This window comes from Streptomyces sp. NPDC101166, assembly GCF_044768125.1.
Taxonomy (GTDB): Bacteria; Actinomycetota; Actinomycetes; order Streptomycetales; family Streptomycetaceae; genus Streptomyces.
Window position 1 is genome coordinate 752,635 of the sequence record NZ_JBIWPF010000001.1, and the last position, 12,491, is coordinate 765,125.

At 72.5% G+C, this 12,491-nt stretch carries 13 protein-coding genes; 6 read left to right on the forward strand and 7 right to left on the reverse strand.

Annotated features, from left to right (window positions below):
• Window positions 1-404 precede the first annotated feature (404 nt).
• Both ACIRS4_RS03130 and ACIRS4_RS03135 read right to left on the reverse strand, forming a co-directional pair.
• Window positions 405-1,223: an SAM-dependent methyltransferase gene (locus ACIRS4_RS03130; protein WP_404189098.1), complete on the reverse strand. Its 819-nt coding sequence runs from the start codon at window positions 1,221-1,223 to the stop codon at window positions 405-407.
• Between the two features lie 142 nt (window positions 1,224-1,365).
• Window positions 1,366-1,764: a MarR family winged helix-turn-helix transcriptional regulator gene (locus tag ACIRS4_RS03135; RefSeq protein WP_404189101.1), complete on the reverse strand. Its 399-nt coding sequence runs from the start codon at window positions 1,762-1,764 to the stop codon at window positions 1,366-1,368.
• Between the two features lie 86 nt (window positions 1,765-1,850).
• On the opposite strand from ACIRS4_RS03135, the gene ACIRS4_RS03140 reads away from it, so the two are divergent.
• Complete coding sequence (locus ACIRS4_RS03140) at window positions 1,851-3,365, forward strand: MFS transporter (RefSeq protein WP_404189104.1); 1,515 nt, start codon at window positions 1,851-1,853, stop codon at window positions 3,363-3,365.
• Between the two features lie 69 nt (window positions 3,366-3,434).
• On the forward strand, window positions 3,435-3,713 hold the full coding sequence (locus ACIRS4_RS03145; protein ID WP_404189107.1) for a DUF6332 family protein: 279 nt from the start codon (window positions 3,435-3,437) through the stop codon (window positions 3,711-3,713).
• Window positions 3,714-3,816: 103 nt separating this feature from the next.
• Here the strand turns inward: ACIRS4_RS03145 and ACIRS4_RS03150 are convergent, their stop codons facing one another.
• A complete protein-coding gene (locus ACIRS4_RS03150) occupies window positions 3,817-4,509 on the reverse strand; it encodes a TetR/AcrR family transcriptional regulator (protein ID WP_404189110.1) in 693 nt (230 codons plus the stop codon).
• Between the two features lie 182 nt (window positions 4,510-4,691).
• Between ACIRS4_RS03150 and ACIRS4_RS03155 the strand changes: the two genes are divergently transcribed.
• Window positions 4,692-5,147 (forward strand): nitroreductase family deazaflavin-dependent oxidoreductase, encoded by a 456-nt coding sequence (locus ACIRS4_RS03155; RefSeq protein WP_404189113.1) that lies wholly within the window; start codon window positions 4,692-4,694, stop codon window positions 5,145-5,147.
• 48 nt (window positions 5,148-5,195) lie between these two features.
• Here the strand turns inward: ACIRS4_RS03155 and ACIRS4_RS03160 are convergent, their stop codons facing one another.
• Window positions 5,196-6,485, reverse strand: coding sequence for a geranylgeranyl reductase family protein (locus ACIRS4_RS03160; RefSeq protein ID WP_404189116.1), 1,290 nt, complete (start codon window positions 6,483-6,485; stop codon window positions 5,196-5,198).
• 134 nt (window positions 6,486-6,619) lie between these two features.
• Between ACIRS4_RS03160 and ACIRS4_RS03165 the strand changes: the two genes are divergently transcribed.
• Window positions 6,620-7,975, forward strand: a complete 1,356-nt coding sequence (locus ACIRS4_RS03165) for a dipeptidase (RefSeq protein ID WP_404189119.1) — start codon at window positions 6,620-6,622, stop codon at window positions 7,973-7,975.
• Window positions 7,976-8,040: 65 nt separating this feature from the next.
• Window positions 8,041-8,757 (forward strand): MBL fold metallo-hydrolase, encoded by a 717-nt coding sequence (locus ACIRS4_RS03170; protein WP_404189121.1) that lies wholly within the window; start codon window positions 8,041-8,043, stop codon window positions 8,755-8,757.
• Window positions 8,758-8,797: 40 nt separating this feature from the next.
• Here ACIRS4_RS03170 and ACIRS4_RS03175 read toward each other — a convergent pair whose 3' ends face one another.
• The 3 genes from ACIRS4_RS03175 to ACIRS4_RS03185 all read right to left on the reverse strand — a co-directional run bounded on the left by ACIRS4_RS03175 (window position 8,798) and on the right by ACIRS4_RS03185 (window position 11,241).
• Window positions 8,798-9,841 carry an NUDIX domain-containing protein gene (locus tag ACIRS4_RS03175; RefSeq protein WP_404189124.1) on the reverse strand — a complete coding sequence of 348 codons (1,044 nt, stop codon included), beginning with the start codon at window positions 9,839-9,841 and terminating at the stop codon, window positions 8,798-8,800.
• Window positions 9,842-9,981: 140 nt separating this feature from the next.
• Entirely contained in the window at window positions 9,982-10,170 is a 189-nt protein-coding gene (locus ACIRS4_RS03180) for a hypothetical protein (protein ID WP_351088977.1), read from the reverse strand.
• 120 nt (window positions 10,171-10,290) lie between these two features.
• On the reverse strand, window positions 10,291-11,241 hold the full coding sequence (locus ACIRS4_RS03185; RefSeq protein WP_404189127.1) for an ROK family protein: 951 nt from the start codon (window positions 11,239-11,241) through the stop codon (window positions 10,291-10,293).
• 182 nt (window positions 11,242-11,423) lie between these two features.
• Between ACIRS4_RS03185 and ACIRS4_RS03190 the strand changes: the two genes are divergently transcribed.
• Window positions 11,424-12,473, forward strand: coding sequence for a LacI family DNA-binding transcriptional regulator (locus ACIRS4_RS03190; protein WP_404189130.1), 1,050 nt, complete (start codon window positions 11,424-11,426; stop codon window positions 12,471-12,473).
• Window positions 12,474-12,491: the final 18 nt, after the last annotated feature.

Below are 12,491 nucleotides of genomic sequence, written 5' to 3' on the forward strand. Positions count from 1 at the left end.
GACTCAAACTCCCGCCCGGCCGCGCGGCGGCTGACAGGGGGAACGGCGCCCGGCCGAGCAGCGGCCGACCGGTGGAGCGGATCGGTGCCCGGCCGCCCTGATCCGCCGGGGAGGACCGGCACCCGAGTGGGGCGGATGCCGGTCCGTTCAGGGGCCGTGGGGACGGCGCCCACGGGCTGATCGCCGCCGGTGAGGCGTGCTCCCCGAGCCGCCGGCCGTCGAACGGGAGTGACGGTCAGGGGTCCGAGGCGGCGGGGCGGTGCAATGTGCGGGGCGTCAACTGTCGTCGTTCGCACGCCGTTTCGCCAGACCGGCGCAACGGGGAATACGGACGGCCGGGGTGCGCACGCTCCGCACCCCGGCCGCCGGCCGACCTGGCTTCGTCTTCTCTCCCGCTTTCTCTCCTATTTTTTGCGCGCCACCCCGCAGTAAGCGTCCACGTCGACGGCCGGGTTGGCCGGATCGCCCGCGTCCGGACGCCACTCGGGAACTCGGACGACACCCGGTTCGACCAGGTCGAGCCCTTCGAAGAACCCGGCGATCTCCTCGACGCCGCGCACGTGGTACGGCACCGCGCCGCTGGCGTTGTAGGCGTCGGACGCGGCGATCATGCCCTCACTGGTCGCGGTGCTGTCGCTGATGACCAGGTAGCTGCCCGAGGGCAGGCCGGCCATGAGCCGGCGCACGAGATCGCGGGCCTGCTCGTGGTCGGCGACATGGCCGAGGGTGTTGAGGATCATCAGCGCGACCGGTCGGCTGAGGTCGAGCGTGCCGCGGGCGGCCTCGATGACGGTCTCGGGGTGGTGGAGGTCGGCGTCGAGATAGGCCGTGCGACCCTCGGGAGTACTGGTGAGCAGGGCGCTCGCGTGGGCGAGCACGATGGGGTCGTTGTCGACGTAGACGATGCGGGCGTCCGGTGCGGCCCGCTGGGCGACCTCGTGGGTGTTGTCGGCGGTCGGCAGTCCGGTGCCGACGTCCAGGAACTGCCGGATGCCCTGATCGACGGCCAGATGACGCACCGCGCGGCCGAGGAAGTGGCGGCTGGTGACGGCCACGTCGACGAGGCCGGGGAAGATCTCCTTGATGTGGTCGCCGATCTCCCGGTCCACCTCGTAGTTGTCCTTGCCTCCCACGAAGTAGTTCCAGAACCGGGCCGAGTGGGGCTTGGACGTGTCGATCCGGGCGGGGGCGCCGGCGGTGGTCTGGGGGGCGGGTTCCGGCACGGCGAGGCCTCCTGTGCGCTCAGGGTGATGATCGGCGAAGCCCAACCTAAGTCAACTCGCCCTGAGGGACGGCACGTCAGAGCGCCTGAGGGCAGCGCACCGCGCCGTTTCGGCCATCCTGCGGACCGGAGGCGACGGGCCGTCAGTTCGCCAACATCCTGGACAGCACGGCGCGTTGCACCGGAAGCACCTCATGATGCAGTGCGCGCCCCTTGCCGGTGAGGGCCACCCGGACGCCCCTGCGGTCCTCGGCGCACATCCCCCGCTCGACGAGGCCGTCCTTCTCCAGCCGGGCTATCAGCCGCGACAGCGCACTCTGACTGAGGTGGACCCGGTCGGCGATCTCCTGGACACGGAAGGCGCAGGCGCCGCCCGGGTCACTCGCGGCGCTCGCGGCGAGGACGTCGAGCACTTCGAAGTCACTGCCGCACAGGCCGTGTTGATGCAGTTCCCGGTCCAGTTCGCACTGGGTGCGGGCGTGCAGCGACAGGATGTCCCGCCACTCTTCCACGAGCGCCTGCTCGGCCTTCTTCCCCGGCATGGCCCGCACCGTAGCAGAGAACGGTTTTGATTGCATCCGAATTAAATGCATTTGCATTCGATGCAGGTGCATGTAGTGTCTGCCGCATGACCTCTCCGCTCACCTCCCCCGCACCCCGCCCCCCGGAGGTCCGCTGGACGCCGCGCCTGTGGGGAACCCTGCTGGTGCTCTGCGCCGCGATGTTCCTCGACGCGCTGGACGTGTCGATGGTCGGCGTCGCCCTGCCGTCCATCGGCGCCGACCTCGGGCTGTCCACCTCGACGCTGCAATGGATCGTCAGCGGTTACATCCTGGGCTACGGCGGGCTGCTCCTCCTCGGCGGCCGCGCGGCCGACCTGCTGGGCCGCCGTCAGGTCTTCCTGGTCGCCCTCGGCGTCTTCGCGCTCGCCTCAGTGCTCGGCGGACTGGTGGACTCCGGCCCGCTGCTGATCGCCAGCCGGTTCATCAAGGGGCTCAGCGCGGCCTTCACCGCCCCCGCCGGCCTGTCGATCATCACCACGACGTTCCCGGAGGGCCCGCTGCGCAACCGCGCGCTCTCCATCTACACCACCTGCGCCGCCACCGGCTTCTCCATGGGCCTGGTCCTCTCCGGCCTGCTCACCGAGGCCAGTTGGCGCCTCACCATGCTGCTGCCCGCGCCGATCGCACTGATCGCTCTGGTCGCCGGCCTGAAGCTGCTGCCCCGCAGCGCCCGCGAGCAGGGTCACGACGGCTACGACGTCCCCGGCGCCGTCCTCGGCACCGCGTCGATGCTGCTGCTGGTGTTCACGGTGGTCCAGGCGCCGGAGGCCGGCTGGACGTCCGCCCGCACCCTGCTGTCCTTCCTCGCCGTCGCCGTCCTGCTGAGCGTCTTCGTCCTCGTCGAGCGGCGCTCGCCCAGCCCGCTGATCCGGCTCGGCGTGCTGCGTTCGGGCAGCCAAGTGCGCGCCCAGCTCGGCGCGATGACGTTCTTCGGCTCCTACGTCGGCTTCCAGTTCCTGGCCACCCTGTACATGCAGACGCTGCTGGACTGGTCGGCGCTGCACACGGCGCTCGCGTTCCTGCCGGCGGGCGCGCTGGTCGCGCTCTCCTCGACCAAGGTGGGCTCGGTCGTGGACCGTTTCGGCACCCCGCGGCTGCTCACGGCCGGCTTCGCGCTCATGGTCGTCGGCTACGCGCTGTTCCTGCGCGTCGACCTGGACCCGGTGTACGCGGCCGTGATCCTCCCGAGCATGCTGCTGATCGGCGCGGCCTGCGCCCTGGTCTTCCCCTCGCTCAACATCCAGGCCACCAACGGCGTCGAGGACCGTGAGCAGGGCATGGTCTCCGGCCTGCTGAACACCTCCGTGCAGGTGGGTGGGGCGATCTTCCTCGCCGTGGTGACGGCGGTGGTCACCGCCGGCGCCCCGGCCGACCCCACCCCGCAGGCCGTACTGGACAGTTACCGCCCCGGCCTGACGGTGGTCACCGCCATCGCCGCGCTGGGCCTCCTGATCAGCCTGACCGGCCTGCGCACCCGCCGCCCCGGTCCGACGGCGCCTGTCGCACGGTCCGCGAGCGATGTCGTCGTCGACTCCACGGTGCGCGAGGTGGAGGCGGAGCGGGTGCCGGTCCACGACTAGGAGGACACCTCAAGCGTGTGCCCGGCGGGGCGGTTGCTCCGCCGGGCACACGCCTGTGAGACTCACGGGATGAGCGAGCACGGGGGACGACGCCGGCAGGCGAGGCGGGACGCGATCACCATCGAGATCGGGTACGCGCTGTTCAGCGCGGCCTTCGCGGCAGCGGTGCTCTTCGGCGCGGTCGCCGGTCCGGCCCTGCTGTTCCACCTCCCGTCCACCATCGAGACGGTGCTCATCCGGACGGGGTACGTGCTGGCGCCCCTGGTGTTCGCGGCGCGGGTGGTGAGCGTGCTCGTCGGCTTCCGCCCGGACGCTTCCCGGCCGGGCCATGTCCACCCCTACTCCTAGGCGCGGCCCGTCGGTCGAGGTCTGAGCGAGACGCCGCGTCAGCCCCGCTCGAACCCCGAGGCGGCCGCGACCGCCTCGCCCGCCCCCGTCGCCGCGCGGCGGTTCAGCCCAATCCCACGCCATGGGCCAGTCGGGTGGCCGCGTGACGGAAGAACGGCTCGCGATCCTCGACCACCCGGTGGAACTGACCGAACAGCTCGAATCCGACCAGGCCGTACAGCTGCGCCCAAGCCGCGACCAGTGCGGCGACCGTCTCCGGGGGCAGGTCGGGCGCGAGGTCGGCGGCCATACGGTCGGCCTCGGCGCGCAACTCGTCCGGGAGCGGGGGAAGTTCGGTCCCGCCGGCGCTCAGGCGGGCGTCGCGCAGGATGCCGATGAGGAGGAGCCCCACACGGGAGGCGGCGGGGACCGTCGTGTCGGGTGCGCTGTAGCCGGGCACCGGCGATCCGTAGATCAGCGCGTATTCGTGGGGGTGGACCAGCGCCCAGCCGCGCACCCCCTCACACACCGCCACCCAGCGCCGGACGGGGGTGGCGTCCGAGACGGCGGCGTGCGCGGCCTCGGCGCTCTCGCCCAGGGAGTCGTAGGCGTCGATGATGAGCGCCGTGAGCAGATCGTCTCGGCTGGGGAAGTACCGGTACAGCGCGGAGGAGACCATGCCGAGCGCGCGGGCCACGGCACGCAGGGAGAGCTTGGCGGCACCTTCGGCCGCGAGTTGACGGCGCGCCTCGTCCTTGATGGCTGCGGTGACTTCGATGCGGGCGCGGGCGCGCGCGCCTTGAGTGGTGCTGCCCATGGGAGCAGTGTCGCACGACGGGCGGAGCACTGCGCACATTTGAGAGCGGCGACCTGAAGCGAGATTGCCGCACAATAAAGAGAGCACCGCTCTTGCTTTGGAGCACCCATGAGGTGCAGACTCCTCGCAAGGGAAACGAGAGCACCGCTCTCGCAACCGCTCACTCACCGCTGGGGGTCACCATGTCCACGCCGTACTACATCAAGAGCAGCCCGCTCATCACCCGCCTCAACAACGTCGTCGGCTGGCTGGCCCGGCACGGCGTGAGCCTCGCCGGCACGGCCGAGATGTCCGTGCGGGGCCGCAAGAGCGGCCGGATGCAGCGCATCCCCGTCAACCCGCACACCCACGAGGGCGCGCGGTACCTGGTCTCGGCCCGGGGCCACTCCCAGTGGGTGCGCAACATGCGCGCCGCCGGTGGCGGGGAGCTGCGGGTGGGGCGCAAGGTGCAGGCGTTCTCCGCGGTGGAGCTTCCCGACGAGGAAAAGCTCCCGGTTCTGCGGGCCTACCTGGAGAAGTGGGGCTGGGAGGTCAACCAGTACTTCGGCGGGGTGACCGCCGAGTCCACCGACGCCGAGATCGCAGCCGCGGCGGGCGACCACCCGGTGTTCCGGATCACGGTCGACAACCGTCTGTGACCGGGTCCGCCTCGCCCCGCTCCGTCAGCTGCCTTCCGGTGCCCGGCATCAGCCTTCGCTGGACCGGCCTTCCCGGGACTGTCCCTCCCGGGACCGGCCCTCCAGGGATTCCTGCGCCCCGCCGACCCCCACCCACCGGTCCATGACGTTCAGCGCGCGCTGCGCCATCGGGTGCGAGCGCACCAGCTCGCCCAGCGTGGTCCGGCCGCGGGTGATGTCCGTGAACGCCCGCCACGCCGGACGGACGCCGGTCAGCGCCGCGTGGAAGAGTCCGGGCCGGCGTTCGAAGGCGGCGAGCATCCGCTTGCCGACGCTCATCTCCACACCGAGGCCCGCCTTCACGGCGAACGCGTAGTTCAGGGCCTGACGGCGGGTGTCCACCGCGTCGTGCGCCTCCGCGATGCGGACCGCCCACTCGCCGGCGAGCCGGCCCGAGCGCAGGGCGAAGGAGATGCCCTCGCGGGTCCACGGCTCCAGCAGGCCCGCGGCGTCACCGCAGACCAGCACGCGCCCCCGGGAGAGCGGGGAGTCGTCGGCCCGGCAGCGGGTCAAGTGGCCGGAGGAGATGCTCGGTTCGAAACCGGCTAGGCCCAGCCGGCCGATGAAGTCCTCCAAGTAGCGCTTGGTGGCCGCGCCTTCACCGCGCGCGGAGATCACGCCGACGGTCAGTGTGTCGCCCTTGGGGAACACCCAGCCGTAACTGCCGGGCATCGGCCCCCAGTCGATGAGCACCCGCCCCTTCCAGTCCTCGGCGACGGTCTCCGGCACCGGGATCTCCGCTTCGAGGCCAAGGTCCACCTGGTCGAGCTTCACGCCGACGTGCGCCCCTATGCGGCTGGCGCTGCCGTCCGCGCCGACGACCGCGCGTGCCAGCAGCGTCTCGCCGCCCTGGAGGACGACGGCGACCGTGCGCCGGTCCGGCACCGCTGAGCCGTGCTGCTCGACGCGCTGCACGGTGACGCCGGTGCGCACCTCGGCGCCCGCCTTCTGGGCGTGCTCGACGAGCTGCTGGTCGAACTCGGGCCGGTTGATCAGCCCGAACAGCATCTGCCGGGAGCGCCGGGTGCGGGCGAAGCGCCCGTTGTGGGAAAAGGTCACCGCGTGCACCCGGTCACGGAAGGGCAGCTCGAAGCCCGGTGGCAGCGCGTCGCGCGAAGGTCCGATGATGCCGCCGCCGCACGTCTTGTAGCGGGGCAGCTCCGCCTTCTCCAGCAACAGCACGCGCCGCCCCGTGACCGCCGCCGCGTAGGCGGCCGAAGCCCCCGCGGGTCCCGCGCCCACCACGACGACGTCCCACACCTGCTGCACGTCGTCCGCCGAAGAGTTCTCGCTGCTCACGATGGTCTACTGCTCCCGATCAAGCCGCTTGCCGCACCTGTCCCACGCATCCTACGGCGGAGATCGCCGCCGTCCGCTGTGGGAGGATCGACGGCACCCACAGGTACAACGTCGCACCCACGAGGAGCGTGCCCATGTCGTCGAATCCGGTCGCCGAGACCGTCGCCTCTCTGATGCCCCGGGCGAAGGCGGAACTCACCGAACTGGTGGCGTTCAGGTCGGTGGCGGACTTCGACCAGTTCCCACGGAGTGAGAGCGAGGCGGCCGCGAACTGGATAGCGGCGGCGCTGCGCGTCGAGGGCTTCGAGGACGTGGCGCTGCTGGACACGCCGGACGGCACCCAGTCCGTGTACGGCTTCCTGCCCGGTCCCGCGGGCGCGAAGACGGTGCTGCTCTACGCCCACTACGACGTGCAGCCGCCGCTGGACGAGGCCGGCTGGGACACTCCGCCGTTCGAGCTGACCGAGCGGGACGGCCGCTGGTACGGGCGTGGCGCCGCCGACTGCAAGGGCGGCTTCATCATGCATCTGCTCGCGCTGCGCGCCCTCAAGGCGGACGGCGGGGTCCCGGTGAACGTGAAGGTGATCGTCGAGGGTTCCGAGGAGCAGGGCACGGGCGGTCTGGAGCGGTACGCCGAACAGCACCCCGAACTGCTGGCGGCCGACACGATCGTCATCGGCGACGCGGGCAACTTCCGGGTGGGTCTGCCCACGGTCACCTCCACCCTGCGCGGTATGACCATGATGCGGGTGACGATCGACACACTGGCGGGCAACCTGCACTCCGGCCAGTTCGGCGGGGCCGCCCCCGACGCGCTCGGTGCGCTGATCCGCGTCCTGGACTCGCTGCGCGCCGAGGACGGCTCGACGACCGTCGACGGTCTGACCGACGGCGAGCCGTGGGAGGGGCTGACCTACGACGAGGAGCAGTTCCGCCGGGACGCCAAGGTTTTGGACGGCGTCGAGCTGATCGGCTCCGGGACGGTCGCCGACCGCATCTGGGCCCGTCCTGCGGTCACGGTCCTCGGCATCGACTGCCCGCCGGTCGTCGGCGCCACCCCGTCGGTGCAGGCCGGCGCCCGCGCGCTGATCAGCCTGCGGGTGCCGCCGGGCCGGGACGCGGCCGAGGCGACGAAGCTGCTCGAGGCCCACCTGGAGGCGCACACGCCGTGGGGAGCTCGGGTGCGGACCGAGCAGATCGGGCAGGGCCAGCCGTTCAGCGCCGACACGACGAGCCCGGCGTACGCGGCGATGGCCGAGGCGATGGCGGTGGCCTACCCGGGTCAGGAGATGCAGTACGCCGGCCAGGGCGGCTCCATCCCGCTGTGCAACACGCTCGCGGCGCTGTACCCGCGGGCGGAGATCCTCCTCATCGGGCTGAGCGAGCCGGAGGCGCAGATCCACGCGGTCAACGAGAGCGTCTCCCCGGAGGAGCTGGAGCGGCTGTCGGTGGCGGAGGCACTGTTCCTGCGCACGTACGCGGCCGGCTGAGCCGTCCGCTCTGCCCTCGGCAGAAGGCCCTGCCCGCCGGGCGGGGCCCTGCCTAGAGTCGGCTCATGGACGTCATCGAGCTGCTGCCTCGTCTGCACTTGTTGCGCTTCCCGGTCGGCCAGGCCTATCTCTGGTGCGACGGAGACGAGTTGACGCTCGTCGACGCCGGGCCGGCCGGCTCCGGCCGGGTGATCGCCGACGCGGTCACGGCCCTGGGGCACTCCCCCGGGGCCGTACGACGGGTGGTGCTCACCCACTTCCACGAGGACCACGCGGGCGGGGCCGCCGAGTTCGCCGCCCTGTCGGGGGCCGAGGTACTGGCGCACAGCGCGGACGCGGCCGTCCTGCGCCGCGAAGTACCGGCTCCGCCGCCGGTATTGCAGGAATGGGAGCGCCCCCTGCATGCAGCCGCCCTCAGGCTGTTGCCCGAAGGCGACTTCGAACGCCCGTCGATGATCTCGGAGTTGTCCGACGGCGATGTGCTCGCCTTCGGCGACGGCGCGCACGTGCTGCATGTCCCCGGGCACACCGACGGCAGTATCGCGCTCCATCTCCCCCATGAGGGCGTGCTGTTCACGGGCGACACGATCGCGGCCTCGCCGGTCGACGGGTCGGTGGTGCCCGGTGTCTTCAACCTCGACGGCCCCCGAGTGCTCGCCGCCCTCCACCGTCTGGCCGCCCTCGACACCCGCACCGCCTGCTTCGGCCACGGCGGCCCGGTGGCGGAAGACGCCTCGGCCGTCCTGAGTGAAGCGGCGGACAGGTTCGGGGTCACGCGGTGAAGTACCTGCGCGGACCGGCGTCCGCTCTGTGCTCGGCTCGTCAGCCGACCGGTGTGCCGGCCTCCAGGTAGAGGGCCGCGCCCCGTTCCCGTGCGCGCAGGGCCCAGCGCAGGCGCTCGTAGCGGACCGGGGGCAGCAGGTGGGCGGCTTCCTCCTCGGTCACGAAGCGCCAGGCGCGCAGTTCGGGGCCGGGCAGCAGCAGGCCCGCGACGGCGGCGGGGTCGAGGGGGCCGCCGTCGAAGAGGAGGCGCAGACCGCCGTAGCCGGGGGGCGTGGGCCGTTCCCAGTCGACGACGAGCAGTCGGGGCGCCTCGTCCAGCTGGACGCCGGTCTCCTCCCGCACCTCGCGCATCCCGGCGCGTGCGGGCGCCTCCCCCGGTTCCACGACTCCGCCGGGGAACTCCCAGCCGGGCTTGTAGGTGGGGTCGACGAGGAGGACGCGGTCGTGCTCGTCGAAGAGCAGCACGCCGGCGGCGACGGTCTCGCCGGTGGGTTCGGGGGTCTGCACGATCTCGCAGACGGGGACGGTTCCTGCGCCGACGGCCTCCGCGATGCGGACGGCGGTCTCGTACGGGGTGAGGGCGCTGGTGTCGACGGGGTGGGCGTCGGCGGTGAGCCAGGAGGCGAGGGCGGCTCGGTAGGGCTCGATGTGGTCGTACGACCACTGCCGTACGCGCATCTCGCCGTCGGGGAGGTCCAACGGGACGTCACGCTCGGCTATACGCCCGCGCAGGATCGTTTCAGCCGGGGCCAGGAGCACATGCCGGACGGGGATGCGGCGGGCGGCGAGAGCGCCGAAGATCTCGTCGCGGTACTCCTGGCGCAGCAGGGTCATGGGGACGACGAGGGTGCCGCCGAGCTCGCCGAGGAGCGCGGCGGCGGTGTCGATGACGAGTCGGCGCCAGATCGGCAGGTCCTGGAAGTCGCCGACCTCGGCGAGGCGTTTGGCCGGCAGCAGGTGCGGGAGCGCCGCGCCGATGACCTCGGGGTCGAAGAGCGTGCTGTTCGGGATCAGGTCGATCAGTTCCCGTGCGGCGGTCGTCTTCCCCGCACCGAACGCGCCGTTGATCCAGACGACGGTCACGTGTCCCCCTCTTCTGTTGGCCCCCTGGGGCTTGCCCGCTCCACCCTGCCACGGAAACCGCGTCTCGTTGAGGGCGCGTGACACGGCGACGCCGGTCCCCGCGGGCCGGGGACCGGCGTCACGCCGTCGGGCGGGGGCGGTCAGTCGCCGAGGGCGCCCTCGTCCACAGCGAGGCTGTCGGCGGCGACGGTGTGGTCGAGGGTACTGAGGGTGTCGCCGACGTTCAGCCCGTCGAGTTCCTCACCGGCCGTGCTGTGCGAGGGGGTGATCGCCGCGACGACGAAGCCGGTGGCGAGTGAGGCGATGGCGAGCATGCTGCGCTTCTTCATGCCCGGATCAACTACGAAGCCGCCCTGAGGTCACGCGTCGGTCCGCTACGAGGGCGACCGCCTCAAGGGTGCGGGTGCGACGCGTTCCGCGCGCGTGTCGACGAGCGCCGCGATCCGCCGTCACACGCCGGCCCGTGCCCCCGTCCCGCCGGCCAGTGCCGCCGCCGCGGCGCCGACCAGGCCCGCGTCCGTGCCCATCTGGGCGGGCGCCACGGTCAGGCGCTGGACGAAGGAGAGCGTCGCGTAGTCGGCCAGAGCGCGCCGCAGGGGCGTCAGGAGCACGTCGCCCGCCTTGCCGACGCCTCCGCCGATCACCGCGATGTCGATCTCGACGAGGGTGGCGGTGGCGGCGATGCCGGCGGCCAGCGCCCGGGCGGCGCGCTCGAAGGAGGCGATCGCGACCGGATCGCCCGCGCGTGCGGCGGCGGCCACCGCGGCCGCCGAGACGTCGCCGTCCGGGCCGGGCTTCCAGCCGTTCTCCAGCGCGCGGCGGGCGATGTTGGGGCCGCTGGCGATCCGCTCGACGCAGCCGCGCGCGCCGCAAGGGCACGGGTCGCCGTCGAGGTCGACGCTGATGTGGCCGATGTGGCCGGCGTTGCCGGTGGGGCCGGGGTGGAGCCGGCCGTTCAGCACCAGGCCGCCGCCGACGCCGGTGGAGACCACCATGCACAGCGCGTCGTCGTGGCCGCGTGCGGCGCCCTGCCAGTGCTCGGCGGCCGTGATCGCCACGCCGTCGCCGATCAGCTCGACGGGGAGGTTCCCGGTCGCGGCCCGGACACGTTCGACGAGCGGGAAGTCGCGCCAGCCGGGCACGTTGACCGGGCTGACGGTGCCGGCGGAGGCGTCCACCGGGCCGGCGCTGCCGATGCCGACGGCGTGCGCGCGCTCCCACAGCGGCGAGGCGGTCAAGTCGGCGAGCACTTCCTCCACGGCCCGCATCACGGTGTCGCCGTCCTCCCGCGCGGGCGTGGGCCGCTGGGCGCGGGCCAGGATGGTGCCGGTGCGGTCCACCAGCGCTCCCGCGATCTTGGTGCCGCCGATGTCCAGCGCTGCCACGAGGTCGGTGCGCATCACTCTCGGTTCTCCCCCGTCGACCGTCGGGATCCATGACGGGGACCAGTCTCCCCGCGCTTGACAACGTTGTCCAGGCCCTATGCTCGACGCCACATCGTCATACGATCCCAAGGCCCCTCGTACGTCCGTGCGAACCCGGGGACCCTGTATCCGTGGACAGAAGGACAGGACACCGCATCGTGCCACAGACGCCCCGCCGCCCTGTCGGCAGCTCGGGACCTCGTTACGGGAACCGTCCCACCATGAAGGACGTCGCGGCGCGGGCCGGGGTCGGTCTGAAGACCGTCTCGCGCGTGGTGAACGACGAACCGGGCGTCACGCCGGAGACCGAGCGGCGCGTCCAGGAGGCGATCGACGCGCTCGGCTTCCGCCGCAACGACAGCGCGCGGGTGCTGCGCAAGGGCCGTACCGCGAGCATCGGGCTCGTTCTGGAGGATCTCGCCGACCCTTTCTACGGCGTGCTCAGCCGCGCCGTGGAGGAGGTGGCCCGCACGCACGGCGCGCTGCTGATCAACGGCTCCAGCGCCGAGGACCCCGACCGGGAGCAGGAGTTGGCGCTGGCGTTGTGCGCGCGCCGGGTGGACGGGCTGCTGGTCATCCCGGCCGGGGACGACCACCGGTACCTGGAGCCGGAGATCAGGGCGGGCGTGGCGACGGTGTTCGTCGACCGGCCGGCCGGCCGGATCGACGCGGACTGCGTGCTGTCGGACAACTTCGGCGGCGCCCGGGAGGGGGTCGCGCACCTCGTCGCGCACGGCCATCGCCGGATCGGGTTCATCGGCGACATGCCGCGCATCCACACGGCCGCGGAGCGGCTGCGCGGCTACCGGACGGCGATGGCGGAGGCGAGCATTCCCGTGGCGGACGCCTGGACGTCCCTGGGGGCGACGGACCCGGGCCGGGTGCGCCGGGCCGCGGCGGAGATGCTGTCGGGGCCGGAGCCGGTCACGGCGATCTTCTCGGGCAACAACCGGGTGACGGTCACCGTGATCCGGGTGCTGGCCGGGCGGGAGCGTCCCATCGCTCTGGTCGCCTTCGACGACCTGGAGCTGGCGGATCTGCTGCAGCCGGGCGTCACGGTGGTCGCCCAGGACGCGGCCGCCGTCGGCCGCACCGCCGCCGAGCGGCTCTTCCGGCAACTGGACGGCACCCTGGTGGCCCCTGAGCGCGTGGTGCTGCCGACGCGGCTCGTCGCCCGCGGCTCGGGCGAGACGCCACCGGCCGACTGAGCGGTCGACGTGACCGGC

What these genes read in the sequence shown, in the direction of transcription:
- ACIRS4_RS03170 (WP_404189121.1), top strand. Translation starts at nt 8,041, where the DNA reads ATGGACGTCATCGAGCTGCTGCCTCGTCTGCACTTGTTGCGCTTCCCG.
- ACIRS4_RS03135 (WP_404189101.1), bottom strand. Translation starts at nt 1,764, where the DNA reads ATGCCGGGGAAGAAGGCCGAGCAGGCGCTCGTGGAAGAGTGGCGGGAC.
- ACIRS4_RS03185 (WP_404189127.1), bottom strand. Translation starts at nt 11,241, where the DNA reads ATGCGCACCGACCTCGTGGCAGCGCTGGACATCGGCGGCACCAAGATC.
- ACIRS4_RS03180 (WP_351088977.1), bottom strand. Translation starts at nt 10,170, where the DNA reads ATGAAGAAGCGCAGCATGCTCGCCATCGCCTCACTCGCCACCGGCTTC.
- ACIRS4_RS03165 (WP_404189119.1), top strand. Translation starts at nt 6,620, where the DNA reads ATGTCGTCGAATCCGGTCGCCGAGACCGTCGCCTCTCTGATGCCCCGG.
- ACIRS4_RS03150 (WP_404189110.1), bottom strand. Translation starts at nt 4,509, where the DNA reads ATGGGCAGCACCACTCAAGGCGCGCGCGCCCGCGCCCGCATCGAAGTC.
- ACIRS4_RS03155 (WP_404189113.1), top strand. Translation starts at nt 4,692, where the DNA reads ATGTCCACGCCGTACTACATCAAGAGCAGCCCGCTCATCACCCGCCTC.
- ACIRS4_RS03140 (WP_404189104.1), top strand. Translation starts at nt 1,851, where the DNA reads ATGACCTCTCCGCTCACCTCCCCCGCACCCCGCCCCCCGGAGGTCCGC.
- ACIRS4_RS03145 (WP_404189107.1), top strand. Translation starts at nt 3,435, where the DNA reads ATGAGCGAGCACGGGGGACGACGCCGGCAGGCGAGGCGGGACGCGATC.